This window comes from Caloranaerobacter ferrireducens (assembly GCF_001730685.1).
In the GTDB taxonomy this organism is placed as follows: Bacteria; Bacillota; Clostridia; order Tissierellales; family Thermohalobacteraceae; genus Caloranaerobacter; species Caloranaerobacter ferrireducens.
This window is the reverse complement of the sequence record NZ_MDJR01000001.1, coordinates 38,730-64,920: the sequence shown is the minus strand read 5'-3', so window position 1 is coordinate 64,920 and position 26,191 is coordinate 38,730. Positions and strand designations below refer to the sequence as shown.

The following is a 26,191-nucleotide window of genomic DNA, read 5'->3' as shown; positions in this document are numbered from 1 at the left end:
CCTAACATATATACTCTTGGAACATATGTTTTTGCTTACATCTTTAAAGTATTTAATGTTTTGTTGCAAAACTCTATAATTGTTAAAAAATATAATTTATTATGTTATAAAGAATTACTTTAATTTATTTGATAAATTGGTAATCTTGTCCATTTCCAGTATTTGTTATATATAATTATATATGTGTATATATGGTATGTCAACCATTTTTTATGTTTTTTCTATTATAAATAAATTTCACAACAATGTAACTTTTTAGGAAATTTGTTGTGTAAAAAAAGCAACCTATATAAGGCTGCTTCTATATTTCTATATAAACTTATCTTAATCATATTCTCTACTTATATTAGCATATTTATCAAGTTTTTTCTGTACTAAATAGTTTACAGTTCCAACTGGATATCTGCCCTTATTATCCATTTCCCCAGCTGGGACACCAGTTAAAATTTCTATACCTTCTTCAATAGTTTTTACAGCATAAATCGTGAACTCTCCTTCTTCTACTGCTTTAATCACCTCATCACTTAACATAAGATTTTTAATGTTTTGATAAGGAATTATAACTCCTTCTCCACCTTTAAATCCCTTGCTCTTACAAACCTTATAAAATCCTTCAATTTTTTCATTTACTCCTCCTATTGGTTGTATCATTCCCTTCTGATTTACAGAACCTGTAACAGCTATTGCCTGATTTATTGGTAAGTCTGAAAGACTAGATAATAATGCATATAGTTCAGTACTTGAAGCACTATCACCGTCTATAAAATCATAAGACTGTTCAAAAGTTATACTTGCAGTTAAAGATAAAGGGGTTTCTCTTGCATATTTTTCACCAAGATATCCACTTAAAATTAAAACTCCTTTGTCATGTATGCTTCCACTTTTTTGTACTTCTCTTTCTATATTTATTATTCCTTCTTTTCCAACAAATGTTGAAACTGTTATCTTATTTGGTCTGCCAAAAGAATACTGACCTGAATCCATAACAGCTAAACCATTTATTTCTCCAACTTTCCATCCTGATGTTTCTATAAGCAGTATACCTTCTTTAAACAGTTCCTGTAATTTTTCTTCATACTTATTATTTCTGTATATCTTTTCTTCTATTGCCTTTACTATATGTTTATCTGTAACTACTGAATCCCCCATAGTTTCAGCCCAAGCGTCAGCTTCATAAAGTAATTCAACTATTTCGTTAAATCTAGCAGTAAGTTTTCTTTGGTCTTCTGCTAATCTTGAACAGTATTCAACTATTTTACCAATAGCTGATTTATGAAAATGTCTTAAATTCTCACCTTTACAATGGGATGCGATAAAGGATGCTATTTTCCTTATATTTTCTTCATTTCTTTCCATTTCAATATCAAAATCAGCTCTTATCTTAAAAAGCTTCTTAAAATCATCATCATAATCGTATAGCAATTGATATGTGTAATAATCTCCAATTACAATCACCTTAACATCTAAAGGTATAGGTTCAGGCTTTAATGTTTCTGCCACAACACTCCCTTTTATAATGTTCTCTATTTTTATTTCCCCGCTAATTAATGATCTTTTAAGCCCATCCCATGCAAATGGATTAGTTAATATATCTTTTGCTTGTATTATTAAATAACCTCCATTTGCTTCATGTATAGCTCCAGGTTTAATTCTTGTATGATCGGTCTTTAACATACTTGATTCATTAACATATTCTATTTTACCTAACAGGTTATAATAATTAGGATTAGCTTCTCTAATTACAGGTGCACCTTGACAGTTACTATTATCTATAAAAAGATTTATTTCATACCTTTTAAAAAAATCTTCATGCTTAGATAATTTACCAATTATCTCACTTAACTTACTACTTTCTTCTTTGTCTAAAAACTGGCTTAAATTCTTGATTATATCGTCTTCCATTTCGTTCAAAAATTTTTCTATTTCTTCATTGTCTTTATATTTTTTCATCAATTGGTCTAGATAAAAATCAACAGCATCAAAAGCTACTTTTTCATTAAGCTGTTTTAATCTATCTCTTAACTGTTCATCTAATTTTCTAAACTTATTAAAAATATCATAAGCTTCAGCACTTAACTTGCTTGAATTCTCTCTTAACTTAATTATTTCCTCTTCTGAAATGTTTTCTAATTCCTCTTCATTAATAGGCCTTCCGTCTACTAGTGGTATGCTTATTAGCCCATTTTCATTTTGTTTGAATATAAAACCATAATTTTTAGCTATTACATTTAATTCGTCTATTATTTCTTCAACCTTTTTCTGATAATTATGATAAATTAGATTTTTTCTATCCTCGTATTCTCTTGATGAAAATACCTTTGAAATATCTACTCTCAACTTTGAAATAACATTTTCTACTTCTCTCTTGAAAACTATACCTTGGCCTACCTTAAGCCTTATAGCCCTAGGACATTCAGGCTTCTTAAAATTATAAACATAACACCAGTCATCAGGAGTTTTTCTTTTTTTTGCAAAATCTTTTGCTACTGAATAAGAGTAGCTATTTCTTCCAGTACCAGTAATCCCTGTAACAAATATGTTATAACCCTTTTTCTTTACGGATAATCCGAACTTTAAAGCTTTCATTGCTCTTTCTTGGCCTATAATCTCTTTTATAGGAAGAATCTCTTCTGTTGTCTCAAATTGAAAAATATTTAAGTCACAAGAATTTTTCAATTTCTCCACTGGTACTACTAAATCTTTTCTCACAAAAATCACCTCATAATTTTAGTATATTTATTCCCCACAATAAGTCTTATTAATTTATATTCTACAAATCGAAAATGTTTCCTTTAATATAGATGTCTCCTATTATTAAATTTATTAAAATAAAATCTTCGATTTAAATAAATTATGGATTATAAAAAAAGCAGCCTAAACTATAAGCTGCTTTTTTCCTATTTAATTATACCTGCTGCTACTTTAACACAATATTGATGCTTTTCATCAATCTTTCCATCTTTATGTCTTGTACTATTTAAGAAGTGTATATCAAAAACTCCATTCATACCATTTCCTTTTATATAATCTAAGTTAACTCCTCCATCGTAACCACCACTTCTCCAAGAAGTATATACACCACCTGGAGCATTGTCATTTCCTGCATGAGGCATTCCAGAAGCACTAGCTGCAATTCTTCTTCCTTTGTATTCAATTATCACTGGTCTTCTAACCCAACTAAAACTTCCTCCCCATATTTTTTTAAGCTTTTCAGTGTCATCAACTGTTAAAGTCTCAACATCTGCGTGATTCGTTCCTGTAGTTCTCTTAGCCATAAAGGATTTTCCTGTATAAAAATCAACTACTTTAAATTCAGCTCCTACTGGAATAAGATATTGTGCACCTTTCCACCAATCTAGATATTCACCGTATTTTTCACCAACAGTTTCCATAACAGATACGTTATAAACTGGAATAAGCAATTTATCTCCAACATATAATACAGTTTTATCATTTGCATTATTTACTTTCATTAACTCATACATTGGAATACCAAACTTCTGACTAATTTTCCAGAAATCATCTCCTGGCTGTACAATATACGTTGTATATGTTTTTGTAGTTTTAGTTTCAAAATTAATATTACTTGCAATTTTACTAGCACCAGTATTATTAGTATCGCTAGCAGTATTAGTATTAGTGTTAGCATTACTATTAATAGGTATCCTTAATTTATCTCCAGGATATATTATTGATGAACTATTTAAACCATTTATTTTCAATAGCTCGTCCAATTTTACACCAAATTTCTTACTGATAAGATAAGGTGTATCTCCTTTCTTAACTTCATAATAAAAAAAGTCTTCGCTTTCTGGGATGATTAGCTTGTCCCCTACATATATAATTGTATTTTCATCTGCACCATTAACTTGCATTAAAGTTGCCATACTTATTTCATACTCTTGGCTAAGTTTCCAAAAAGTATCTCCAGGTTTTACCTCATAAGTCCAAGCAAAAACACTTGATGAAGTACCAAGAATAGTTACCGCCAAAGTTCCTGCTAAAATTTTTCTTATGTTCTTCATATCTATCTCCTCCTTCTTCTATAAATCATTTTAATATAATTTATTCATTTTTCATAGTTTTTCGACTATGTAATTTATGGATAAAAAACCAAAATCATCAGCATAAAGCTGATGATTAATCAATATATTCCGTTTCTAATTTAATTTTATTTGGCAATTTGTTTAGCTCGGTTTTAACTATAACTGTAGGATATGTAATAACTTGAGCAACTAATTCATTTGGTTTAGGATCTTTGTACTCAGCATAAACTATTAAATCAAAGTTATCTTTACTTTTAACTTTTTCAATTCTGTCTATCGTAACAGTATAACCTGCTGTTTTCTTCTCTCCTCTAGTAACAATTACATATACTTCATTTTCTATCTTACAAGCTAACGCTCTCTCTTCTGACATATATCTTGGTAGTAACTCTTGTATTTTTTTCGGTACTTCGTTTTTATTTAATATTTCAAACTTCACCGCTTGATCACCCTCATTTTTTAGTATTTTAGGAATAAATATGATTCCCAAAATTACAATTACTACTATAATCAAAATCCACAGCTTCCTATTCACATAATACCCCCTTTATATATAAATAATAATTATCTACACCCAAAATAATATTTTCTTTATATCTTATTCTAACATATAAGAATTTATGCTTAGTACAATAGTACTATTTAAATTTTTAATATCTTAGTTAATTAGACCACTACATACCATACTATAAATTGAAATAAATTTTCAATTTAAATAAATTTAGGTAGATTTTTTTAAAATCTATAAACAGAAATTATATTTAAAATTATCTACAATTTAACGAGGTATATAATTTCCTATGGATTATAAATAACATTAAAATATGACAGGCTTTTCACCTGTCATATTTTTTTGATTACAAATAGTTCATCTAACATAACCCAATTTTGAGGGAATGATAAGCCTAGAAGCCAATAACTTACTCCTCTTAAGTTATATCTATTAACTAGTTTAAACTTCGCTTTAATACTTCTTGCATCTTCAAACCATACAATATGCTTATTTCTCTCTTCATCGATATAATTAAAATACGGTGCTTGTGATTCTTTGTCATACTCAATTTTAGCACCATATTTTGCAGCAATCTTCAAAGCAGTCTGTGGACTAACTCGTTTTGCCCATTCTCCTTTAGGCATATACGGCAGTGTCCAATCGTAACCATATAACGGTATTCCTATCATAATCTTTCTACTAGGTATAACTGTTAGTGCATAATCTAATACCTTCTTTACTTGATTTATAGGAGCCACTGCCATTGGTGGTCCACCAGACCATCCCCATTCGTATGTCATTAAAATTACAAAATCAACTATCTCTCCATGCGCTTTATAATCATGTGCTCCATGCCATGCTCCTTTTCTAATATCATAAGTTTTTGGTGCTAACGCTGTGGATACAGGGTATCCTAAAGGCTTAAGCCTATTTACTACTTTTGTTAGGAAATTATTATACAAATCTCTATCAGATGGTGGTATTCTTTCAAAATCAATATTTAATCCTTTATAGCCCTTATTTTTCATAGTTTTAATGATATTGTCTATTAGTGTATTCTGTATTTTTTCATCTGTTAAGATTGTATGAGCTAATTTAGTATCAAAATTACCTCCTCTAAAGTTTGTAACAACTAAAAGAGGTGCAATATCATATTTTTTTGATTCTTCCAATATTGTCTCATCTTTTATTGGATTAAGTGTTCCATCTGCATTAACTTGATAACTAAAAGGACTAATATAAGTTAAAAACTCCCCAACCTCTTGAACTGTATTTTTCTCTTTCTCAGCAGTTGTTGGTTCAATATAACCATTTACTTCAATTACCCCATACTTTTTAGTTTTACTCGGTATTATTAAGATCATGCCTGGATAAATAAAATTAGGGCTTGGTAAATTATTCGCTTCTATAATACTATCAACAGTTACACCAAATTTTCTACTAATAGTCCATACTGTATCTCCTGGTTTTACAACATATCTAGTATAAGTCTTCGGTATTACTAATGCCTGACCTTCAATTAAATACGGTAAGTCTTGTAATTGATTAGCTTCTATAATACTTTCAGGAGTTGTCCCGTACTTTCTTGCTATTGACCATACTGAATCACCAGGTTTAACAACGTGTATTTTCATAAAAACACCTCCTTACTCTAGCTACTAATAATATATTCGTAAGAAGGTTAAAAATGGAACAAAAAAAGAGGATATGTAACTATCCTCTTTTTCTTGATATAACTTTTTTAACAGCCTCTACTATATCTTCTGCTGTCAATCCATATTTAACTAATAGCTCATCACTATTACCAGACTCTCCAAATGTATCCTTAATTCCTACTTTTTCTACTGGTACAGGATAATTTTCTACTAATACTTCAGAAACTGCACTACCTAAACCACCAATTATACTATGTTCTTCTGCTGTAACAATAGCACCTGTATCTTGTGCTGCCTTCACAATAATATCTTTATCTATTGGCTTTATAGTGTGTATATTTATCACTCTAACTCTAATTCCTTCTTCTGCTAATTTCTTACTTGCTTCTAAAGCAGCTGACACCATCACACCAGTTGCAATAATTGTCGCATCAGTTCCATCTTCTAACATTATACCTTTACCAATTTCAAATTTATAATCATCTTCATTAAATATTACAGGTACTTTACTTCTACCTAATCTTATATAAACTGGTCCATTATACTTAGCAGCTTCTAATACTGCTGCTTTTGCCTCAACACCGTCAGCAGGATTTATAACAACCATATTAGGGATTGTTCTCATCAAGCTTAAATCTTCAACTGATTGATGTGAAGCCCCATCTTCTCCAACTGTTATTCCAGCATGAGTTGCTGCTATCTTAACATTTAACTTAGGATAAGCAACTGAGTTTCTTATTATCTCATATGCTCTTCCTGTAGCAAACATAGCAAATGAACTAGCAAAAGGTATTTTACCTGCTGCTGCTAACCCAGCAGCTGTTCCTATTAAGTTCTGTTCAGCTATTCCCACATTTATAAATCTTTCAGGAAATTCTTCTTTAAACCAGTTAGTTCTAGTAGATTTTGATAAGTCTGCATCTAATACAACAACATCTTTATTAACTCTTCCTAATTCTTTCAGTGCTTCACCATAAGCATCCCTAGTAGCCATTTTCTTACTCATTACATTTCACCTCCAAGTTCAGCTAGTGCCTTTTCTGTTTCTTCATCATTAGGTGTAGTACCATGCCAACCTACCTTGTTTTCCATAAATGAAACGCCTTTTCCTTTAACTGTTTTAGCAATGATTATTGTAGGCCTATCTTTAGTTTCTCTAGCTTTATCTAAAGCTTCAAATATTTCTTCAAAGTTATGTCCATCTATCTTTATTACATTCCAACCAAAAGCTTCCCATTTTTTGTCTATAGGCTCTATATTCATAACTTCTTTATTTTCTCCATCTATTTGAAGTCCATTATGATCTAAAAAAACTGTTAAATTATCTAATTTATAATGCGCAGCAAACATAGCTGCTTCCCAAATCATACCTTCTTGAACTTCACCATCACCTAATAGAGCATAAACTCTATAATCTTTATTACTTAATTTAGCTGCCAAAGCCATACCATTTGCTGCTGCTAATCCCTGTCCTAGAGAACCTGTTGACATATCAACGCCAGGAGTTCCTTTCATATCAGGATGTCCTTGAAGCATTTGTCCTGCTTTTCTAAGTTTCATTAGCTCTTCTTTAGCAAAATATCCTTTTTCGGCTAAAGCTGCATATAAAACAGGGGCTGCATGTCCTTTTGATAATATAAACCTATCCCTATCTTCCCATTTAGGCTGCTCAGGTTTTATTCTCATTTCTTTAAAATATAAAGCTGTAACAATTTCACAAGCTGAAAGAGAACCACCAGGGTGTCCTGAACCTGACTCATTCAACATTTTAATAATATTCTTTCTTAATGTTGTAGCAATTTTCTTAAACTCAGCATGTTTTTCCATATTATTTACCTCCTATCCAGTAGTTTTTATTTCTTTAAAGCCTTCTCCTAGCACCTCATATATATCTGCTACCATTACAAAGGCATTTTTATCTATTTGGTGAACTATTTCTTTTAATTTAGTAACCTGAGATCTGTTTACCACACATAATAATACATCTCTATCTTGCCCTGTATACATACCTCTTCCTTTAAGAACTGTAACTCCTCTATTTAATTTCTCAAGTATAGTATTTCCAATTTTATCAGGATACTGCGAAATAATAAAGAAAGCTTTTGCATATCCTAAACCTTCTAATATTAAGTCTATTACTTTTACAATGATGTATAATGCTATTACTGAGTATAATGAAGTTTCAAGTTTCTTATCAACTATACCAGCAATAGCTACAACACACAAGTCTATACTCATCATAAAAGTAGCAGTACTAAAACCAGGGAAGTATTTATTAAGAATCGCACCAGCTAAATCAGTCCCCCCCGTAGTACCGCCAAATCTAAAAACTATACCTAAACCTATTCCCATCAAAACTCCACCAAATATCGCAGCCAATAATAATTCATTTACTAAGTTCCCATTTGGCAGTATTCTAATAAAGAATGATAGAGCAAATGTACCATATAAAGTCTTAGCACCAAATGCCTTTCCTAAAACTATAAGCCCAAAAATAAATAGAGGTATATTTATAGCTAAGTTTGTAATATCAACATCTATGCCAACAATTTTCTTTATTACAATAGCTAGACCAGTTACCCCGCCTGGTGCTATAGTATTAGGTTCTAAAAATAAGTTTAAAGATAGTGCCATAATTATTGTACCAATTGTTATACCTATATATTCAACCACATATCTATACCAATTCTTCTTGATACTTTCCATAAATAACCTCCTCTCTCTTTTTTGTCTATTCTACTATGTCATCTTTCGAAAATAATACCAACATTGCAAATAAAGGTAATACCATTTGCCTTTTATATCTCCAAGGTTCTTTCAATAATCTATATAACCATTCTAGTCCTAACGTCTGAAAGATTTTAGGAGCTCTTTTGACATTACCTGCTAAAATATCCAGAGTACCTCCATTTCCTATTATAACCTTACAATTCAATTTATCTTTATTTTCATGAATCCATTTTTCCTGTCTTGGTGCTCCAAATCCAACAAAAAGAATATCAGGTTTAGCATCATTGATTTTCTTAATAACTTCCCTTTCTTCTTTATGATCTTTATACCCAATATGCGTTCCCCTAAAATATCCATGATGAAAACCTGCTATTTTAACATTACTATATTCTTCTTTTATATTTTCACAAGCCTTAAGCGCAACCCCTTGTTTGCCACCAAGCAAAAATAAACTAAATCCTTCTTTATTAGCCATCTCTATTATTTTTATAGATAAGTCATATCCAGTTACTCTCTCTTTAAGAGGTTTTTTCTTTATTCTTGATGCATAAACTAAACCTATACCATCTGGTATAACTAAGTCTCCTTCATTTAATAGAGCTCTTAATTCATCATCTTTTCTTGCTGCCATTACAATCTCAGTATTCGGAGTATATATAACATTTGTTTTGTTACTTTTTACAAATTCACGTACTTTATCTATAGCAGAATCTAAAGTTACTTTATCTACTCTTGTACCCATTATTTTAATAGTGTCCTTCACTATTTCACCTACTTTTTTAATAATTCTAAAGCCATAGCTATATTATCTTTTGCCCTTTTTTTAAGTAAATATTTTACCTCTGTAAGTAATTTATTGTACTCATTTCTCTTTCTCCATACTTTTTCAATCTGCGTACATAAATCAACAATCTCAAGCGAATCTACATTGCATCTAGTATCAACATTAATCATGTCTAAAAAACCTTCAACTTTAGGATCGTATATTAAACCAACCATTGGAACTGCTTGTGTAGCAGCATATATAAGTGAATGTAATCTCATAGCAATAATCATATCCAAATATTTAATTATTCCCATTATATCCTCAACATTATAACTGTTCTTTAATATATAGCAGTCTGCCTTAGTGTTTTTCTTAATCTCTTGACTTATTTTTAAATCTTCAGGATAATGCATTGGAATAAGTAAAAATTTCATACCATAACTACTACTTAAAAAGTCCAATGTTTTAGCTAAAGTCTCCTTCAGTTTTTCCGAATTTCTCCATTCTCTGACTGCCAATCCAACCAAAGGTTTATCCTGTGGTATTTCCTCTTTTATAAATATCTCTTTTACTCTTTTTTCATTTGAGGCTTCCAAAGTAAAAACTGGATCAGCTGTCACAAACATATTATCGATGTTTACACCTATATTTTTCAATGTCTCTTTTGAATTAGAATCTCTTAAGGTTATCATATCCACTTTATTTAGTATAATCTTAGTCAGTAATCTATTCAACCTTTTGTTTATTGGACCAATACCGTTAGCATAGATCATTACAGGTTTTTTAAATAATTTCGCTAAAAAAATTATAAATAAATAGTAAATTATAGACCTAGTACTTGTAACGTCTTGTAATAAACTACCACCACCACTAATTAACATATCAATATTACGCATCTCTAAAAGTATATCAATTATATTAAATCTATTTATCGCCTTTACATCATAAATTTTTTGTGTACTTGATGGATTCTTTGATAATACAACAATATCAATATTCTTACTAATACGCTTAAAATCTTTAACAATAGCTTTTAAAATTGCGTCATCCCCACTATTATTAAACCCATAATATCCAGAAATCAAAACCCTTTTTCTCTTTTTCATAGATATACTCCCTTATCTATATTGTCAAGATTTGTCTTTCCACTCTCATTCTTAAATAATCTAACAGCAACTAATATAAAAGATATTAATGTCCAAAATGTTATTATTATTCTTGGTAAATACAATACATTTTCAAATAAACCATGGAATAAAACAGATGATAAACCTGCCAATACACCTGCAGTTATAGTCCTTAAATACCTATCATTATTTTTCATCAAAGTTATTATAGCATATTTGTAAATAATAAAAATGAATGATATAAATAAAACAAATCCACCTATTCCCATTTCAGCTAAGGTTTCAAGATACATATTATGAGCATGATATACATTCATAGTCCTTATATATTTTATAAACGTCTCTCTAAAAGGAATATAACCAAAACCAACTCCAGTCATCCAGTTATCTCTAATAATATCTAATGTTATTGTCCATACTTTTATTCTATAAGCATTTGATGAATCACTTAAATTCCCAATAGTTGTAATCCTGTGAATTACGGAAGATGGCATTATAAAGATCGCTAAAACTCCAGCAGGTATTAATGATAATAATAATCTTTTTTCCACTAATACAACAAATATCAATAAACCAAAAGCAAATCCTAGCCATCCACCTCTAGAAAATGTTAATATCAATGTTCCAATTAGAATCAAACTGCTCACTAAAAAAATCAATTTCTTCAAAAGCTTTTTTGTAGACCAGAATAAAGATATTGAAATAGGAATTGACATTATTAAATATTCTGCTAATATATTAGGATTACCAAAAACTGAAAATACTCTTGTATTTATATCAGGATTAATAGAAACATCAACCCAAGCTCTATCTAGCTTAATACCAACTTTATATTGATACAAACCATATACAGCTACTAACACAGTAGTAAAAACAAATAAAGTCAAAATAGAATTTAGTTGCTTCTTATTTTCAATACTATTAACTACTACAATAAGAAATCCTAATGAACTAAAATGTATCACTAAATCTCTAAAGCTCCCCTGTGGATTATAAGAAGTTAAAGTAGATATTAACATTGCAAGTGCTAAAGCAAAAATAAACGCACCAAATATACCTTTTTTTAAATCTCGCTTAACTATAAATATTTGTCTGAATATAAAAATCATAAATAAAGATATTAAATATACTAGTGAATAAGCTTTAGGTACAAAAGGTAATATAAAAATGGCTAGGCCTATTCCAATTTTTATATCAATTATTGACAGCAATACGGCAATAAGCCCCGCCAATGCTTTTACCACCATTTTTCCCCTCCATTATCTTCATCTAAAGTAAATATATAAGTAATGACTCTAACGAAATAGCTATTTTTAATTATAATTTCTAAATCTAATTTTGAGTTTCTAAAACATTTAGTACGAATTTTAGTAATCAACTTATAACTAGAACTTTCTTTTAGACTTTTAACAAAAAAGGTATTAAGGTTTCTAAGTAAATTATTAATTATATCAACTACTACATAATACATTCTACACAAAAAACTAATTTCTAATATTGCACTCTCCTGTGTTAAAAAAGCTACTAATAATGAACCACTTGATAGCTTCTTTAAAGGATCTTTTATCTTTATATAAGTCCTTTTTAACAAACTATATTCATAAAATCTATTAACTTTTTCCCAAACTTTAGATAAAACAGTAAATGTGTAGCTAGCATACACAATATCATCTCCTACTAATCTACTTTAGTTTCAACACCTAATACAGTAGCAAAAACAGCAATGTTTTTATTTTTTAACCTAAACTGAGTTCCTATTCTTGTATGTTCTCCACCTACAATAATAACCTGATCTGTTATAACAGCGTCAGCTTCAACAACTAGATTAACAACATATTTACCAGGCACATCAGCCATAACTATTCTACCATCACTTGTAGTTACTGCTTCTTTATAGTTCTCAACTTTTTTCTCGACTATCTTACCAAAAACTTGACCCCTATCATAGTGATATAATAATGCACCTTCCTCTATTCCATCTACTGTAGGTTTTCTTACATTACTTATTTCAAGCTTAACTAAAACTTTTTGACCTTCTACTATCATATTAGGTTTAGATTTAAAAAACTTATATCCTCCACCTACTACTAAAAGTGCAAATATTAATAAAACAGCTAAATCAATTATATTTATTAATCCGAAAATTCTACCTTTACTATCGATAATTTTCATTTTACAACCTCCTACCTAAAATTTCTTCATATATTTTTATATGGTCATTAGTCATTTTCTCTAATGAAAATCTATCAATAACATTTTTATAAAGATTTTCTCCTAATTCTTCAATTTTACTTCTATTATCTAGAAGAAAATTTATATAATTGCTTAAAGATAAAATATCGCCTACTTCAAACAAATAACCATTAACACCATCTATTACTAAGTCTCCTAATCCCCCGACATTAGTACATAAAATCGGCTTTTTCATTCTAGCACCTTCAAGTACAACATATGGAAAGCTCTCGCTTTTTGAAGTTAAAACATTAATATCAATAGCATTAAAAAATGAATATGGTTCTTTGACAAAACCTAAAAAATAGATACTTTCCTGTAATCCATACTCTTTAACTAATTGAGAAAGTCTTTTTTCTTCTGGTCCTGAACCAGCAACTAAAAAAATTACATCCTTTCTAGTCTCTAACACCTTTATAGCAGCTTTAACAAAGGTCTCATGGTCTTTTACCGTTTCAAGTCTGCCCATTATTCCAACTATTGTCTTATCCTTTGCATCTATTCCAAAACTTTTTAAAAATAACTCCTTAGGTTCAATTTTAATATCGTTATTAAAGTCTATTCCATTATATACTGTAAAAATTTTATTTATATCAAACCCTCTATCTACAAGCATCTTTTTAAAATTTGTAGAAATAGCTATATAATAATCAAAAAACCTTAATGCTAGAGAATTTATAGTTGTATACACTATACGCTTATATAAATTATCCTTAAAATCAAGCTTATAGTCACTGTGTATAGTTGTAATAAAAGGTTTTTTAACGATTTTCTTTAATATCATACCAACAAAGTTTGCTCTGGCTCCATGACAATGTATAATATCATAATCATAATTTATAATAGTATTCCTTAACCTCTTAATAACAGACAAATCATATCTTTTTTTCTGCTTAAAAACATCTATATCTATACCTAAAGATTTTCCTTCATAATAAAACTCATCTTCTAGAAAACAAATCAATTTTACATCTATCTTTTTATTTAACTCTTTAACCAAAGATAATACATGTGTTTTTGCTCCACCAGTATCACCGCCGCTTATCAAATGAAGTACTTTCATATACTAGTAGCTCTCTGCGAGAGCTTCCTCCTTTCAGGTAATATCTCAAATATCTATATTATTATAACACAATAGCATAGCACTTTCTATTATAAACTTAACCTACAATTTTTCATATTAAAAGAGCTGCATACTTCACAGCTCCTAATTTATAGTCTAGCATCTATTTGTAATATCTACTTTATCTCATATTCACCTCTAACCATAAATATAGCATATTCATCTACATAAACCCCTCTTCCATCATCTCTTGGAATTATCAAAAGATGATTCGGTGGAATGTTCTGATCCATTTTTATATCTACTGCTCCAGTAACATCAGATAATCCCCCTAGTTTTCCAGCTATAGCTTTAGCTTTTCCACCTCTTAAAATGATTTCCGTTCCTGCTTTGCCTATAAGTTTTTGACCATTTCTTAATTCAACAACTTCTAGTTTCGGAGTTGCTTCATTTTTATTTTGTTCTAATTCAGATAATCTTTTCTTCAATTCTTGATTTTCTTCAATTAAAGCTTGTACATTTGTAGCATTCAAATTCACACTTTCATAAACTTCTTGAATCTTCTGATCTATATAATATTTTATCTGCTCAATACGTTTCTCAACATAACTCTGTGTAACTAATGGATCTTCTAATGACCCTGGTTCATTCAATGCAGCTTTTCCTATTCCAATAAATACAAAAAAAGCTGTCCCAACAGTTATTGCATATATTAAAGTTTTTCTTTTCTTTATTTTTTGCAGCATAAAAATCCCTCCCTTATTATACATTCGACTATTTTTTCAAGAATCCTGTCATAATATATTTTATTTTTCGATTTCCCAGGAAATATTGTCGATAACTAAAAAAAGCGACTAAAAGTCGCTTAGTTACAATTCTAAAAATCAATCAGTCCTAAGCTGATTTTTAAACATTCATTAACTTTTTCCATCATATCTTCATCAAAAAAACCAACTTTTTCTCTAAGCCTTTTTTTATCAATTGTTCTAATTTGTTCTAATAAAACTACTGAATCTTTGGGAAGTCCATAATCTGTAGCACTGATTTCTATATGAGTTGGTAATTTGGCTTTATTGATTTGAGAAGTTATTGCTGCTACTATAACAGTAGGGCTATACTTATTGCCTATATCATTTTGAATAACCAAAACAGGCCTTACCCCTCCTTGTTCTGAACCTATAACAGGGCTAAGGTCTGCATAATATATATCTCCTCTCTTTACAATCATTCTATTCACTTCCTGTCAATTTAGCCTCATAATTAAACAACTCTCTAACATCTTCCTCAAAGCCAACTTCAGCTAAATTTAAGTTAATGTGGCTCATTTCCATGTACCCAGATTTAAGTTTTTCTCTTATCTCCATTTTTTTTCTTTCTCTAATGTAAAGTCTCATGGCCTCCCTTATAAACTCACTTCTATTCTTTTTCTCAATTGAAATAATACCATCAATTTCTTCTAATAAGCTATTAGGTAAACTTATCATAATTCTTTTTGTTTCGGCCATTTGAGCACCTCCATACCTAGGGACCTCTGTATTCATATGTCTTTAAAAGTATCTATATTTTAATATATTCTTATATAAAGCAACATATACTAGATTATATATTATTATTTATAAAAGTGTCAATAAAACTATATATCAAGTTAACAACATTTTGTTAACTCAGGCTATAAACAAACTTATTTTTTAAATATTTATGAAAATAAAAGCGAATAATTACAAAACTTTAGCAAAGAACATTTAAAGAAAACTTGATGAAGATTTTCAAAAAATATGTTTACTTCTATAGCAAATAATCAATTACTTTTACTATTTCACCGTTTTTTACATAAACTCTAGGAACTCTTCTACTTACCATGCATACAATCTCATAGTTTATTGTACCAAGCTTTTTAGCTACTTCATCAATATGCAAAGAATTTATACCGTCACCAAATAATATTACTTCATCTCCTATATTTACATCCTCCACTTCAGTTAAGTCTATCATACATTGATCCATACATATTCTACCAACGACTTTAACTTTTTTATCTTTCACTACAACCTCTGCTTTTCCTGTAAGAATCCTAGTAAACCCATCAGCATATCCTATTGGTAACGTTCCTATCTTAGATTCTTTTTCTGTAACATAGGTAAGTCCATAACTAATACCTGTTCCCTTAGGTACTGTTTTTAAATGTGATATTCTTGCTTTTAAAGTCATAGCAGGTTTCAATTCAACATTTGATTTATTAACATCATCAGATGGATAAAGCCCATATAACATAATTCCTGCTCTAACCATATCAAGATTATACTCTGGCAAATCTATTATTGCTGCACTATTTGACACATGTTTAATAGGTATTTTTATACCGATATTCTCTAATTCTTTAATTAATTTCTGAAACTTATTAAACTGTTTTCTTGTAAAAGTTTTATCTTTTTCATCAGCAACTGCAAAATGTGTAAAAATACCTTCTACTTCGATATAAGGAAGTTTACAGATTTCACTTATCTGATCTACTGTATCCGTATTAACTTGAAAACCTAATCTACTCATGCCTGTATCAATTTTTATATGCACTATACCTGTTTTACCCAACTTCTCAGCAGTTTTGGAAAATGCTATTCCATGCTCATAGGTATAAATTGTCTGAATTATATTATGATCAATAACTTTTTCAAATTGATATTCAGGAGTATAACCTAATATAAGTATAGGTACTTTGAATCCAGCTCTTCTTAATTGAATAGCTTCTGATAATGTAGCTACAGCTAATCTATCTGCACCATTATTAAGAAAAGTCTCTGCTGCTTTAATAGCTCCATGACCATAAGCATCTGCTTTAACTACCGCAGTTATTAAAGTCCCCTCTTTAACTACTCTTTTTACTTCTCTTATGTTATGTGCTAAGTTATCTAAGTTAATCTCAGCCCATACTGGTCTTGTGTTAGTTAAAGATGACATTCATTGCTCCCCCTTTATCTTTGTGCTTAACTAAATCTTTTTCTTGAAGTTTGTAGAATTTTACAAATTTATAGAAAATTCTTATTAAAATCCTCTAATTAAATTTTATCACTTTTATCAATTTTTCAAAGCATAAACTTCAAATTTTTCATCTTTTATATCAAGGTTATACAAAAAATCTGAATAATAAATCTCAACCATAATACCTTCATCTTTGTCTAATATGTATAGTTTATATGGTAAGTAAGTTTTTTTATCTACCCATAGTTTTTGATACATTCTGTATTTATTATTACCTGGAATCATGGTTGTAATTATTAAGTAATCGTTATTATCTATCTTTTCTGATTCAAGATTAACCATTTCTGTTGTGTTAAGATTTTTCAAAAAGTACCCTACAAACATATTTTCATCTGGAGAATCTTTATAGTCTCTTATCAATATAGATTGCTCTATTTGCGGATGATAAATCCAAGCCTGCTCTCCATTGTATATTGTTGTTATTCCTTTACTTTCTTCAGGTTCTATCATTTGTATTATGTACTTATTTGGTCTCTTAAAAACTTGTTTTGCCTTATATTCTTTTGGTTCTTTACCTCCATTAATTATTATTTTAGCAAAACAACTGTAACTTTCCATTCTATTATACTTTTTTTGTATTTGATAGAAAATTTCTTCATCAGTCATTTCACTACATGCAGTTAAAAACAAAATACTTGATAGTAACAATAAGATAATGCGCCTCATTCCACCAACCCCAGGCAAATATTTGAATAAAATCTTTAATTTAAATAAATTAAGGAAGATTTTATTGAAATCCATAAACAGAAATTATATTCAAAAATTAACCATAATTAATAAAGAATATAATTTCCTTATGGATTATAAATTAAAGACTTTATAGAATAAGGAATATTCTCTAAAATATCTGTAGCAATCAAACCATATTCACCTTTATCATACTTTGCTAAATCACCAGCCAAACCATGTACATAAACTCCTGCGACAGTTGCAGCTAAACATTCAATTCCTTGACCTATAAAACTTGTAACTATACCTGTTAAAACATCTCCACTCCCTGCCGTTGCCATACCTGGATTGCCAGTAGTATTGATATAAACTTTACCTTCTTCACTACTAATTACTGTATTGGCTCCTTTTAAAACTGTAATAACTCCAAATTTTTTTGAAGTAAATTGAGCATACTTTACTCTGTCAGATTCTATTTCTTCAATACTTATGCCCAGTAATCTAGAAAGTTCACCTGGATGAGGAGTTATAATTGTTTTTCCTTTTCTTTGTTTAAATACTTCTGCACTATTAACCAAACAATTAATTCCATCAGCATCCAAAACAACAGTTTTTTTATAACCTAATAATATTTGCTTAACTAGTTCAGTCCTTTCAGAATCTACTCCTAATCCTGGTCCTATAGCTAATACATCCATTTTTTCGATAGTTTTTAAAATGTATTCCAATCCTTCTATACAAAAATGTCCTTTATCATTATCTTCAACTGGAACAGTTATTACTTCTGTAGTTTTTATTTCTAGAATTTTATTTAAAGATTTTGGAGTAAACAGATATACCAAACCACTTCCACTTCTTAAACATGCAGTAGAAGTTAAATATGCTGCCCCAGTCATACCTAAACTTCCTGCTAATACACCTACTCTACCGTATGTACCTTTGTGCGAACAAGCTTTTCTTCTTGGGATAATTCTAGATACCATGTCTTTATCTATTGTCATTATCTTATTTTTAACTCCTTTTTCTATTTTTATTATATCTTTATACTCTCTTTTTCCTTCTGCAATAGCAAAAGCCACAGCATACGTATCACAATGACTTATTGAAAGCTGAATATTCTCTATCCCCAATTTTCTTGCTATATTTTCAGCATTGCCCGACAGAACAATAAACGGTTTACCTAAGCTATCATGTAATATCTTAATATCAGTCCATTTATAATCTCTGATTCCTTGACCTAATGCTTTGCTAACTGCTTCTTTTCCAGCAAACATACCCGCTATTGTTTTTACATTCATACTTCTTTTTAAAAAGTAATCTCTTTCTTCTTCACAAAATATTCTTTCAATAAATTTTTCATTCTTTATAGCTTTTTCTATTCTATCTATCTCTATTATATCTATTCCATTACCTTTAATCATTATTCCATCCCCTTAAAATTTATTTAAATCGAAAATTTTGTTCTTATTGAAATAAGCGGCCTAAGCCGCTTTAAATCTATTTAAAAATATCCAATATACCTTTATCCAATGGAATATTAAACAATTTTGCCATTACTTTTACAAATTCTAATAAAAAATAGAATACAGATACCATAAAAATCGCTACTGATACTAACTTAATAGCATCCTTCATTTTCTGACTCATATTATAATTCTTTTTGAACATAGAAATAATAAAACTTATTAAATGTGTAAAAATGCTAAAAAATATTTCTAAGCCACTAATCAATATCAAAATCAACATAATAGATTTCATAAATCATAAACTCCCTTTCTTAACAGAATATTTTATTTGCTATACAACAATTCAGCATCCAATCTTTCCATTTCTTTACTACCTAAAATTCCATGCAAAAAACTATAAGTCTTATTTATAGCTTCCTCCTTTTCATGTTTAGTTTCAATTAAATTCTTCAATTTTTCCCTCAATTCATCTATTTGACTACATAATGAATTTAATTCTTCTTGATTAGATTTTATATCCTTATATGCAACTTTTATAGTAGCCTTTAATAAACTTAAGTTTGCTGCTCTAATTTCTTTAGGCAACATTTCTAATTTAAATGTATAAGTTTCTATTTCTTCATTTATTGTATGTATCTCACTTTGACATTCATCTAATTTTTCTACTGCTCTACTATTACTATTATTATTAATTTCATGCGATAAATTCAGAATCATTGCCATAAGCTTTTTCTTCTTAGTTTTTAATTGTACTAATCTTCTACTTAACTCTCTTTGCTCTTTAATTAAATCATTCAAAATATTTTTATAATTATTGATATCTTTATTCTTAGAATTACCGAATATTTTCTTCCAATCATTGTCCATTGTTAATATCGGTACTTTATTTTTAATAATCAGCTCATAATCTATGTCAATATCTTTTTCGAACATATAAACTCCTCCCAGATTGATTATACAATATTTTGCCTATTTTGTTAAATAGGTTACTGCTACTAAATAATTAATAATATATAAACTCAAAAATTAATATACTTTATTGAAGGATTTTAGTTGTTTTTGCAGAAATTACTAAATGACTAAATTAAAAAGGGGGATTTTCATGAAAAAACTTAAAAGACTTAATTTAATCCTAGTACTTACACTTCTAGTAACTCTAATAGTACCGTTTAATCTAATCAACGCTGAAGGATTTGATACAAATCCAAAAACCTACATAGTTAAATCTGGAGATGTTCTTTGGAAAATAGCAAGAAGTTATGGCTTTGATTGGAAAGAAATTGCTGAATATAATAAAATGAAAAATCCACATCTTATTTTCCCTGGACAAAAAATACTTATTCCATCAACTATTAAAAGAATTGACATTCTAACATCTAACGATTTTCATGGAAAATTAGAAGGTGGATATGAAGCAGGTGCTGCTAAATTTGCAGCTTATATGCAGTATTATAAAAATATGAATCCTGAAGGAACAGTTATATTAAATGCAGGTGATGCTTTCCAAGGCACTCCAATGTCTAACTTATTAAGAGGTAAACCTGTAGTTGAAATGATGAATATGATAGGCTTTGATGCAATGACAATAGGTAACCATGAATTCGACTGGGGAATTGAAACAATATTAGATACGTTAAAAGATGCTAAATTTGATGTTGTAGTTGCAAATATCTATGAAAATGGAAAGCCAGTTGATTGGGCTAAACCATATACTATTATCGAAAAAAATGGCGTGAAAATAGGTATTATAGGTTTAGCAACTCCTGAAACTGCAATCACAGCTCATGCTGATTATGTTGGCTCATATGAATTTAAAGATCCTGTTGAAATTTGCAACAAATTAATACCTGAAGTTAAACAACAAGGTGCTGAAATAATAATACTTCTAGGTCATTTACCAGCAGTACAAGATAAAGAAACAAAGGAAATAACTGGTGAATTGGCTGATTTAGCAAAAGGTGTAACTGGAGCTGATGCAGCTATTGGTGGACACAGCCATAAGCAAGTTGCAGGTATAATAAATGGTATACCTGTTATTGAGGCTTATAAGCACGGTAGAATGATTGGTCATATAACTCTATACTATGACACTAGAGCAAAGAAAGTTGTTGGCAATAATATAGAATTAATAGAAGTAAGAAAAGGTAATCTTAATGTTGAACCAAACGCTGAAGTTCAAGCTATGGTAGATAAATATAATGTAGAATTAGAACCTATTTTCGGAGAAGTAATAGGTAAAGCTGAAACTGATATTGTAAGAGACTATAATAACGAATCAGCTATGGGTAACTGGATGACTGATGTAATGAGAGAAAAAGCTGGTGTTCAAATAGCATTTACAAATGCAGGTGGTATTAGAACTGATTTCACTGCTGGTGATATAACTGTAGGTAATATTTTCGAAGTTATGCCATTTGACAATACAATTGTTACTGGTGAAATGACTGGTGCTCAAATAAAAGCTATATTAGAGCAAAGTGTTACTCTATATAAAGGAATGTTGCAAATATCAGGAATGAAATTCACTTATGATTCAACTAAACCAGAAGGCGAAAGAGTAATTGACATTTATTTAGAAGATGGTACTCCTATTGAAATGGATAAAACTTACACAGTTGCAACAAATGATTTCCTATCTGGAGGACAAGATGGATTTGTTACATTAAGAGAAATTGAGTGGACTAACACTTTCATACTACTAAGAGATGCTTTAATTGAAAACGTAAGAAATAATACAATAATCTCACCAAAAGTTGAAGGTAGAATTACTGACGTTAGTAAAAATGTAAGCTCAGTTATATTTGAATTACCTAAGATTGCTTAAAACTATGGCAGCCTAAGAAGGCTGCCTTTACTCACTATTCTTTAATATTTCCTCAGCTAATTGCTCCATAGTAATACATCTATCCATGCTTCTTTTTCTCATATATGTATATGCTTCATTTTCATTAATATTATATAGATGCATAATAATTCCTTTGGCTTTTTCTATTTTCCTTCTTGCTTTTAGCTTATTTTCTAGTTTATCTACTTTAATCTTCAGTTCCTTAATCTTACTAGAATTAATAAGTGAAAACTCAACTATTTGATATAATTGAGATGGATTTATAGGCTTAGTAATATAAGCATAAATAGTCATATTTTTAAGTAATTCTATAAAATTTTTATCTGGATTTGCTGTAATAAAAATAACCGATGATAGATCATCATCCTCTATTATTCTAGCTGTATTGTAGGCTCCTGCTCCCAGCAAATTAAAATCCATTAAAACAAGATGAGGCTTTAAACTTCTAGCTAGCCTTATTGCACTCGCACCATCTCTAGCTTCATAAATAGAATATCCTCTTTTTTTAAGTAGCCCACTAAGTACATTTCTAAGTTTATCATTGCTACTAACAACAATAATACTTTGCCTTATCATATTTCCACCTCATCAAAACCTTTATAATTATTATATCATTATATTATATTTTGAAATAGGAGCGCAGCTGCGCTCCTTTAAATTAGAATTTTGTTAAATACTTTTCGATTTCCCATTGAGTAACACGAGTCATATACTCTTTCCACTCTAATTTTACTGCTTCAACAAATCTATCATATATATGTTCTCCTAAAGCTTCTTTAATTATTTCGTCATTAGATAACTCATTTACAGCTTCATATATATTTGAAGGTAGACTTAATATTCCTTGTTCTTTCCTCTCTTTTTCACTCATATTATATATATTACCGTTAACTGGAGCAGGTGGCTTAATTTCTTTCTTTATTCCATCTAATCCAGCCTTCAAAATAGTAGCTAAAGCTAAATAAGGATTTGCTGAAGGATCTGGACTTCTCAATTCTAATCTAGTAGAATTACCTCTTTTAGCTGGTATTCTAATTAATGGACTTCTATTGCTAGCTGACCATGCTACATATACTGGAGCCTCATAGCCTGGCACTAATCTTTTATATGAGTTAATCGTTGGGTTTGTAATTGCTGTAAAAGCTCTACTATGCCTAATTAGACCACCAAGAAAACTATATGCAACTTTTGATAACCCTAATTCGTTATTTTCATCATAAAATACATTGCTACCATCTAATGCTGCTAAAGACATATTTGTATGCATACCTGAACCATTTATCCCTACTATAGGCTTAGGCATAAATGTCGCATGCAATCCATGTCTTTGCGCTATAATTCTAACCACCATTTTAAAAGTCATAATATTATCTGCAGTCATTAAAGCATCATCATACTTAAAATCAATTTCATGTTGTCCTGGAGCTACTTCGTGATGTGAAGCTTCTATTTCAAACCCCATATCTTTCAATATTAAAACCATATCTCTTCTTGCACTTTCCCCTAAATCTACAGGTGCCAAATCAAAATAGCCTGCATTATCATGTGTAATTAATGAAGGATTCCCTTTTTCATCAGTATAAAAGAGGAAAAACTCACATTCAGGACCTACATTAAACTTATATCCCATTTCTTCAGCTTCTTTTAATACTCTTTTTAATGCATTCCTTGGACATCCATCAAAAGGATTTCCATTCTTATCGTAAATATCACAAATTAATCTTGCTTCCTTTACTTGAGTAGTCCATGGGAAAACTACAAAAGTTGAAGGGTCTGGTCTTAAATACATATCTGACTCTTCAATTCTTACAAATCCATCAATAGAAGAACCATCAAACATAATCTCATTGTTCAAAGCTTTTTCTAATTGTTCTATAGTTATTGCCACACTTTTCATTACCCCAAAAATATCTGTAAATTGTAGATGTATAAATTCAACTCCTAGATCTTTTGAAATTTTTAATACATCTTCTTTACTATATCTTCTCTTCATTTTACCCACTCCTTTATTGTTTTTAATATATTCGAGTTTAAAAAAGAAAAAGGCGTCAACAAACAAGAGGTTTATAACCTCCTATTTGTAGACGCCTTTGCCTACTAAACTAGTATATCCTTTTAAATATGTTTTGATATTATCAAAATACCGAAATTTTGTCAATATTTATTAAAGAATTTTTTGAAACAATTTCTGTAAAGTAGTAATACTTTATTTATTATCTAATTCTCCAGTTAAAACCAATAAGAAAGTTGCAATTGGACCTAACAGCAAGGATAATAAAAACCAAAAGAATCCTGATTTATGTTTACTTTGTGCTAAACCTGCATTTATTAATGCTAAAGTTCCCCATCCCACTACATATTCCTTAAATATTGGCTTAAAACCTACTGCTTTATCAAGTAACAAATATGCAACTGCTAATAAAAAAATTGCAATTGCCCATAAAAGTATATAATTTGATTTTTTCATAAACTCCCCCCTCTTATATATACGTAGTGTCAAAAGTTTAGAGTGAAATTAGAAAAGATAATTTATTTTTTAAGAATTTTCTGGTAACTTTTCGGATTCATCCCCGTTATTTTCTTAAAAACTCTACTAAAATAATTAGGATCATTGTAGCCTATATACCTAGCTACTGCTTTAATAGACATACCTGTATCTAATTTTTTCTTAGCTTCTTCTATTCTTAGTTCAGTTAAAAAATCAATAAAATTTTTACCCATTTCTTTTTTAAAAAGCTTACTAAAATAATAGGGGCTAACTGATACTTCCTCAGCTACATCTTCTAATTTTATATCTCTATTATAGTTCTTATAAATATATTCCTTTGCTCTTTCCACAATTTCATGTGATTGATTGCTAATCTCAATAAAATACTTATTTAATTCCTCAATTATAATATTTTTTATATTATATGAATCTAAATCGATATCTTTATCTTTTGATAATAAATCACAAAAATACACCTTTCCTCTTTTCTCAAATATTAAAAATCTTAAAATACTTATAATTTCATATAAACTTATTTTTTTATTACTCTCTGAAATGCACAATATTTCTAATAAATTATCCAACTCTATTAAAGATTCTTTATCGCCATTAACTATTCCTTTAATTAAATTTAATATTCTTTGATATTCTTCTTTTATTTCAAGCAAATTTTCTTCATTCTTATCATAAAATTCACTTACAATATTTTTACTTTTTGTACTAATAATAAGTTTATTTACTTCTATGATTACTTTATTAAGGCTACTTAATCCTCTACCTACTTTTACACCAATCCTAATATCTATGTCATATTTTTCAATAAGTCTACTATATATTTTTTTTGCTTTATCATAAGATATTTTCTTAATTTCAATCCCACTTGTATTCTCTACTTCTACTAACACGTAAATATTATTATTATATTTCGATATTATACATTTCTCTCTATGCTTAAAATATCTATAAACTTCATCATAAAGTTTTGATACCATATCACTATTTATCCTAGATTCTGTACTTATCACTAATACATAATACGAATCAAATGTCATATCTAATATATCAATTCCATTCTTTATTTTTTCTTCATATTGCAATCCATCCTCTAAAATAATAGTTACGAACTTCTCTTCAAGCATATTCTTTATATCAGATAATTCTTCTCTTAATTTCAGCTTTTCTTGCCTTTCAAGCCTCTCTTTTTCAATTTCTTTAACTATATTTTCTAAAGTCTCAATCAATTTTACTCTTCTTACTGGTTTTAAAAGATAATCATAAACACCTAAACTAAAACTTTCCTTGGCATATACAAAATAATCATAAGCTGATAATATAACTATTCTTAAATTCTTGTATTTTCTTCTTATCTCTTTAGCTGCTTCTATACCATTTATTCCTGGCATCTTTATATCTAAAAATAAAATATCAGGTCTTAACTCCTCAACTAACTCTATTGCTTCCCTACCATTTTTGGCTTCCCCTACAATCTCAATATTGGAAAAATTCTTATTTATAATAAGTTTTAATCCTTCCCTCTCTATAGGCTCATCATCTGCTATTAGCAATCTATACATT

Annotated in this window: 26 protein-coding genes; 1 reads left to right on the top strand and 25 read right to left on the bottom strand. The window is 29.3% G+C overall.

What is annotated here, in order from left to right:
• Positions 1–324: 324 nt before the first annotated feature.
• The 21 genes from BFN48_RS00315 to BFN48_RS00215 all read right to left on the bottom strand — a co-directional run bounded on the left by BFN48_RS00315 (position 325) and on the right by BFN48_RS00215 (position 20,216).
• Positions 325–2,709, bottom strand: coding sequence for a Lon protease family protein (locus tag BFN48_RS00315; RefSeq protein WP_069648894.1), 2,385 nt, complete (start codon positions 2,707–2,709; stop codon positions 325–327).
• Between the two features lie 188 nt (positions 2,710–2,897).
• Positions 2,898–4,025 carry a muramidase family protein gene (locus tag BFN48_RS00310; protein ID WP_069648893.1) on the bottom strand — a complete coding sequence of 376 codons (1,128 nt, stop codon included), beginning with the start codon at positions 4,023–4,025 and terminating at the stop codon, positions 2,898–2,900.
• A gap of 115 nt (positions 4,026–4,140) precedes the next feature.
• Positions 4,141–4,581: a protease complex subunit PrcB family protein gene (locus tag BFN48_RS00305; protein ID WP_069648892.1), complete on the bottom strand. Its 441-nt coding sequence runs from the start codon at positions 4,579–4,581 to the stop codon at positions 4,141–4,143.
• A gap of 308 nt (positions 4,582–4,889) precedes the next feature.
• Entirely contained in the window at positions 4,890–6,173 is a 1,284-nt protein-coding gene (locus BFN48_RS00300; protein ID WP_069648891.1) for a glycoside hydrolase family 18 protein, read from the bottom strand.
• Positions 6,174–6,252: 79 nt separating this feature from the next.
• Positions 6,253–7,200 carry a transketolase family protein gene (locus BFN48_RS00295; RefSeq protein ID WP_069648890.1) on the bottom strand — a complete coding sequence of 316 codons (948 nt, stop codon included), beginning with the start codon at positions 7,198–7,200 and terminating at the stop codon, positions 6,253–6,255.
• A complete protein-coding gene (locus tag BFN48_RS00290) occupies positions 7,200–8,021 on the bottom strand; it encodes a transketolase (RefSeq protein WP_069648889.1) in 822 nt (273 codons plus the stop codon). The genes BFN48_RS00295 and BFN48_RS00290 overlap by 1 nt, the downstream gene beginning before the upstream one ends.
• A gap of 12 nt (positions 8,022–8,033) precedes the next feature.
• On the bottom strand, positions 8,034–8,900 hold the full coding sequence (locus BFN48_RS00285) for a YitT family protein (RefSeq protein WP_069648888.1): 867 nt from the start codon (positions 8,898–8,900) through the stop codon (positions 8,034–8,036).
• A 25-nt stretch (positions 8,901–8,925) separates the two neighbouring features.
• Positions 8,926–9,687 carry a WecB/TagA/CpsF family glycosyltransferase gene (locus BFN48_RS00280; protein ID WP_242863183.1) on the bottom strand — a complete coding sequence of 254 codons (762 nt, stop codon included), beginning with the start codon at positions 9,685–9,687 and terminating at the stop codon, positions 8,926–8,928.
• Positions 9,688–9,695: 8 nt separating this feature from the next.
• Positions 9,696–10,796: a polysaccharide pyruvyl transferase CsaB gene (gene csaB / locus BFN48_RS00275; protein WP_069648887.1), complete on the bottom strand. Its 1,101-nt coding sequence runs from the start codon at positions 10,794–10,796 to the stop codon at positions 9,696–9,698.
• Positions 10,793–12,064: an O-antigen ligase family protein gene (locus tag BFN48_RS00270; RefSeq protein WP_069648886.1), complete on the bottom strand. Its 1,272-nt coding sequence runs from the start codon at positions 12,062–12,064 to the stop codon at positions 10,793–10,795. Before BFN48_RS00270 ends, csaB begins: the two co-directional genes overlap by 4 nt.
• A complete protein-coding gene (locus tag BFN48_RS00265) occupies positions 12,055–12,480 on the bottom strand; it encodes a hypothetical protein (RefSeq protein ID WP_069648885.1) in 426 nt (141 codons plus the stop codon). The genes BFN48_RS00270 and BFN48_RS00265 overlap by 10 nt, the downstream gene beginning before the upstream one ends.
• Positions 12,481–12,494: 14 nt before the next feature.
• Entirely contained in the window at positions 12,495–12,989 is a 495-nt protein-coding gene (locus tag BFN48_RS00260; protein ID WP_069648884.1) for a DUF4330 domain-containing protein, read from the bottom strand.
• A gap of 1 nt (position 12,990) precedes the next feature.
• A complete protein-coding gene (locus tag BFN48_RS00255) occupies positions 12,991–14,112 on the bottom strand; it encodes a glycosyltransferase family 4 protein (RefSeq protein ID WP_069648883.1) in 1,122 nt (373 codons plus the stop codon).
• 176 nt (positions 14,113–14,288) lie between these two features.
• Positions 14,289–14,858 (bottom strand): hypothetical protein, encoded by a 570-nt coding sequence (locus BFN48_RS00250; protein ID WP_069648882.1) that lies wholly within the window; start codon positions 14,856–14,858, stop codon positions 14,289–14,291.
• Between the two features lie 131 nt (positions 14,859–14,989).
• Positions 14,990–15,340 (bottom strand): type II toxin-antitoxin system PemK/MazF family toxin, encoded by a 351-nt coding sequence (locus BFN48_RS00245; protein WP_069648881.1) that lies wholly within the window; start codon positions 15,338–15,340, stop codon positions 14,990–14,992.
• Between the two features lies 1 nt (position 15,341).
• The gene (locus BFN48_RS00240) at positions 15,342–15,617 is read right to left on the bottom strand and encodes a CopG family ribbon-helix-helix protein (RefSeq protein WP_054871579.1); all 276 of its coding nucleotides are present in this window, start codon (positions 15,615–15,617) and stop codon (positions 15,342–15,344) included.
• A gap of 280 nt (positions 15,618–15,897) precedes the next feature.
• Entirely contained in the window at positions 15,898–17,067 is a 1,170-nt protein-coding gene (gene alr / locus BFN48_RS00235) for an alanine racemase (RefSeq protein ID WP_069648880.1), read from the bottom strand.
• A 117-nt stretch (positions 17,068–17,184) separates the two neighbouring features.
• On the bottom strand, positions 17,185–17,814 hold the full coding sequence (locus tag BFN48_RS00230) for a LolA family protein (protein ID WP_069648879.1): 630 nt from the start codon (positions 17,812–17,814) through the stop codon (positions 17,185–17,187).
• Between the two features lie 128 nt (positions 17,815–17,942).
• Positions 17,943–19,238 carry an NAD(P)H-hydrate dehydratase gene (locus BFN48_RS00225; RefSeq protein WP_069648878.1) on the bottom strand — a complete coding sequence of 432 codons (1,296 nt, stop codon included), beginning with the start codon at positions 19,236–19,238 and terminating at the stop codon, positions 17,943–17,945.
• A 76-nt stretch (positions 19,239–19,314) separates the two neighbouring features.
• Positions 19,315–19,575: a hypothetical protein gene (locus BFN48_RS00220; protein ID WP_069648877.1), complete on the bottom strand. Its 261-nt coding sequence runs from the start codon at positions 19,573–19,575 to the stop codon at positions 19,315–19,317.
• Positions 19,576–19,607: 32 nt separating this feature from the next.
• On the bottom strand, positions 19,608–20,216 hold the full coding sequence (locus BFN48_RS00215; RefSeq protein WP_069648876.1) for a hypothetical protein: 609 nt from the start codon (positions 20,214–20,216) through the stop codon (positions 19,608–19,610).
• Between the two features lie 169 nt (positions 20,217–20,385).
• Between BFN48_RS00215 and BFN48_RS00210 the strand changes: the two genes are divergently transcribed.
• Positions 20,386–22,107 carry a 5'-nucleotidase C-terminal domain-containing protein gene (locus BFN48_RS00210; RefSeq protein WP_069648875.1) on the top strand — a complete coding sequence of 574 codons (1,722 nt, stop codon included), beginning with the start codon at positions 20,386–20,388 and terminating at the stop codon, positions 22,105–22,107.
• Between the two features lie 27 nt (positions 22,108–22,134).
• Here the strand turns inward: BFN48_RS00210 and BFN48_RS00205 are convergent, their stop codons facing one another.
• From BFN48_RS00205 to BFN48_RS00190, 4 genes are all read right to left on the bottom strand, one after another.
• Entirely contained in the window at positions 22,135–22,704 is a 570-nt protein-coding gene (locus BFN48_RS00205) for an ANTAR domain-containing response regulator (RefSeq protein ID WP_069648874.1), read from the bottom strand.
• An 82-nt stretch (positions 22,705–22,786) separates the two neighbouring features.
• Positions 22,787–24,121, bottom strand: a complete 1,335-nt coding sequence (glnA, locus tag BFN48_RS00200; RefSeq protein ID WP_069648873.1) for a type I glutamate--ammonia ligase — start codon at positions 24,119–24,121, stop codon at positions 22,787–22,789.
• 213 nt (positions 24,122–24,334) lie between these two features.
• Complete coding sequence (locus BFN48_RS00195) at positions 24,335–24,595, bottom strand: hypothetical protein (protein WP_069648872.1); 261 nt, start codon at positions 24,593–24,595, stop codon at positions 24,335–24,337.
• A 62-nt stretch (positions 24,596–24,657) separates the two neighbouring features.
• Positions 24,658–26,190 (bottom strand): response regulator transcription factor, encoded by a 1,533-nt coding sequence (locus BFN48_RS00190; protein ID WP_069648871.1) that lies wholly within the window; start codon positions 26,188–26,190, stop codon positions 24,658–24,660.
• Position 26,191 lies beyond the last annotated feature (1 nt).

Coding starts and splice junctions, on each gene's coding strand:
- BFN48_RS00285 (WP_069648888.1), bottom strand. CDS start 8,900: ATGGAAAGTATCAAGAAGAATTGGTATAGATATGTGGTTGAATATATA.
- BFN48_RS00195 (WP_069648872.1), bottom strand. CDS start 24,595: ATGAAAAAATCAAATTATATACTTTTATGGGCAATTGCAATTTTTTTA.
- BFN48_RS00230 (WP_069648879.1), bottom strand. CDS start 17,814: ATGAGGCGCATTATCTTATTGTTACTATCAAGTATTTTGTTTTTAACT.
- BFN48_RS00295 (WP_069648890.1), bottom strand. CDS start 7,200: ATGAGTAAGAAAATGGCTACTAGGGATGCTTATGGTGAAGCACTGAAA.
- csaB (WP_069648887.1), bottom strand. CDS start 10,796: ATGAAAAAGAGAAAAAGGGTTTTGATTTCTGGATATTATGGGTTTAAT.
- glnA (WP_069648873.1), bottom strand. CDS start 24,121: ATGAAGAGAAGATATAGTAAAGAAGATGTATTAAAAATTTCAAAAGAT.
- alr (WP_069648880.1), bottom strand. CDS start 17,067: ATGTCATCTTTAACTAACACAAGACCAGTATGGGCTGAGATTAACTTA.
- BFN48_RS00205 (WP_069648874.1), bottom strand. CDS start 22,704: ATGATAAGGCAAAGTATTATTGTTGTTAGTAGCAATGATAAACTTAGA.
- BFN48_RS00190 (WP_069648871.1), bottom strand. CDS start 26,190: ATGTATAGATTGCTAATAGCAGATGATGAGCCTATAGAGAGGGAAGGA.
- BFN48_RS00250 (WP_069648882.1), bottom strand. CDS start 14,858: ATGCTGCAAAAAATAAAGAAAAGAAAAACTTTAATATATGCAATAACT.
- BFN48_RS00300 (WP_069648891.1), bottom strand. CDS start 6,173: ATGAAAATACACGTTGTTAAACCTGGTGATTCAGTATGGTCAATAGCA.
- BFN48_RS00240 (WP_054871579.1), bottom strand. CDS start 15,617: ATGGCCGAAACAAAAAGAATTATGATAAGTTTACCTAATAGCTTATTA.
- BFN48_RS00225 (WP_069648878.1), bottom strand. CDS start 19,238: ATGATTAAAGGTAATGGAATAGATATAATAGAGATAGATAGAATAGAA.
- BFN48_RS00290 (WP_069648889.1), bottom strand. CDS start 8,021: ATGGAAAAACATGCTGAGTTTAAGAAAATTGCTACAACATTAAGAAAG.
- BFN48_RS00215 (WP_069648876.1), bottom strand. CDS start 20,216: ATGTTCGAAAAAGATATTGACATAGATTATGAGCTGATTATTAAAAAT.
- BFN48_RS00270 (WP_069648886.1), bottom strand. CDS start 12,064: ATGGTGGTAAAAGCATTGGCGGGGCTTATTGCCGTATTGCTGTCAATA.
- BFN48_RS00210 (WP_069648875.1), top strand. CDS start 20,386: ATGAAAAAACTTAAAAGACTTAATTTAATCCTAGTACTTACACTTCTA.
- BFN48_RS00255 (WP_069648883.1), bottom strand. CDS start 14,112: ATGAAAGTACTTCATTTGATAAGCGGCGGTGATACTGGTGGAGCAAAA.
- BFN48_RS00220 (WP_069648877.1), bottom strand. CDS start 19,575: ATGAAATCTATTATGTTGATTTTGATATTGATTAGTGGCTTAGAAATA.
- BFN48_RS00260 (WP_069648884.1), bottom strand. CDS start 12,989: ATGAAAATTATCGATAGTAAAGGTAGAATTTTCGGATTAATAAATATA.
- BFN48_RS00310 (WP_069648893.1), bottom strand. CDS start 4,025: ATGAAGAACATAAGAAAAATTTTAGCAGGAACTTTGGCGGTAACTATT.
- BFN48_RS00245 (WP_069648881.1), bottom strand. CDS start 15,340: ATGATTGTAAAGAGAGGAGATATATATTATGCAGACCTTAGCCCTGTT.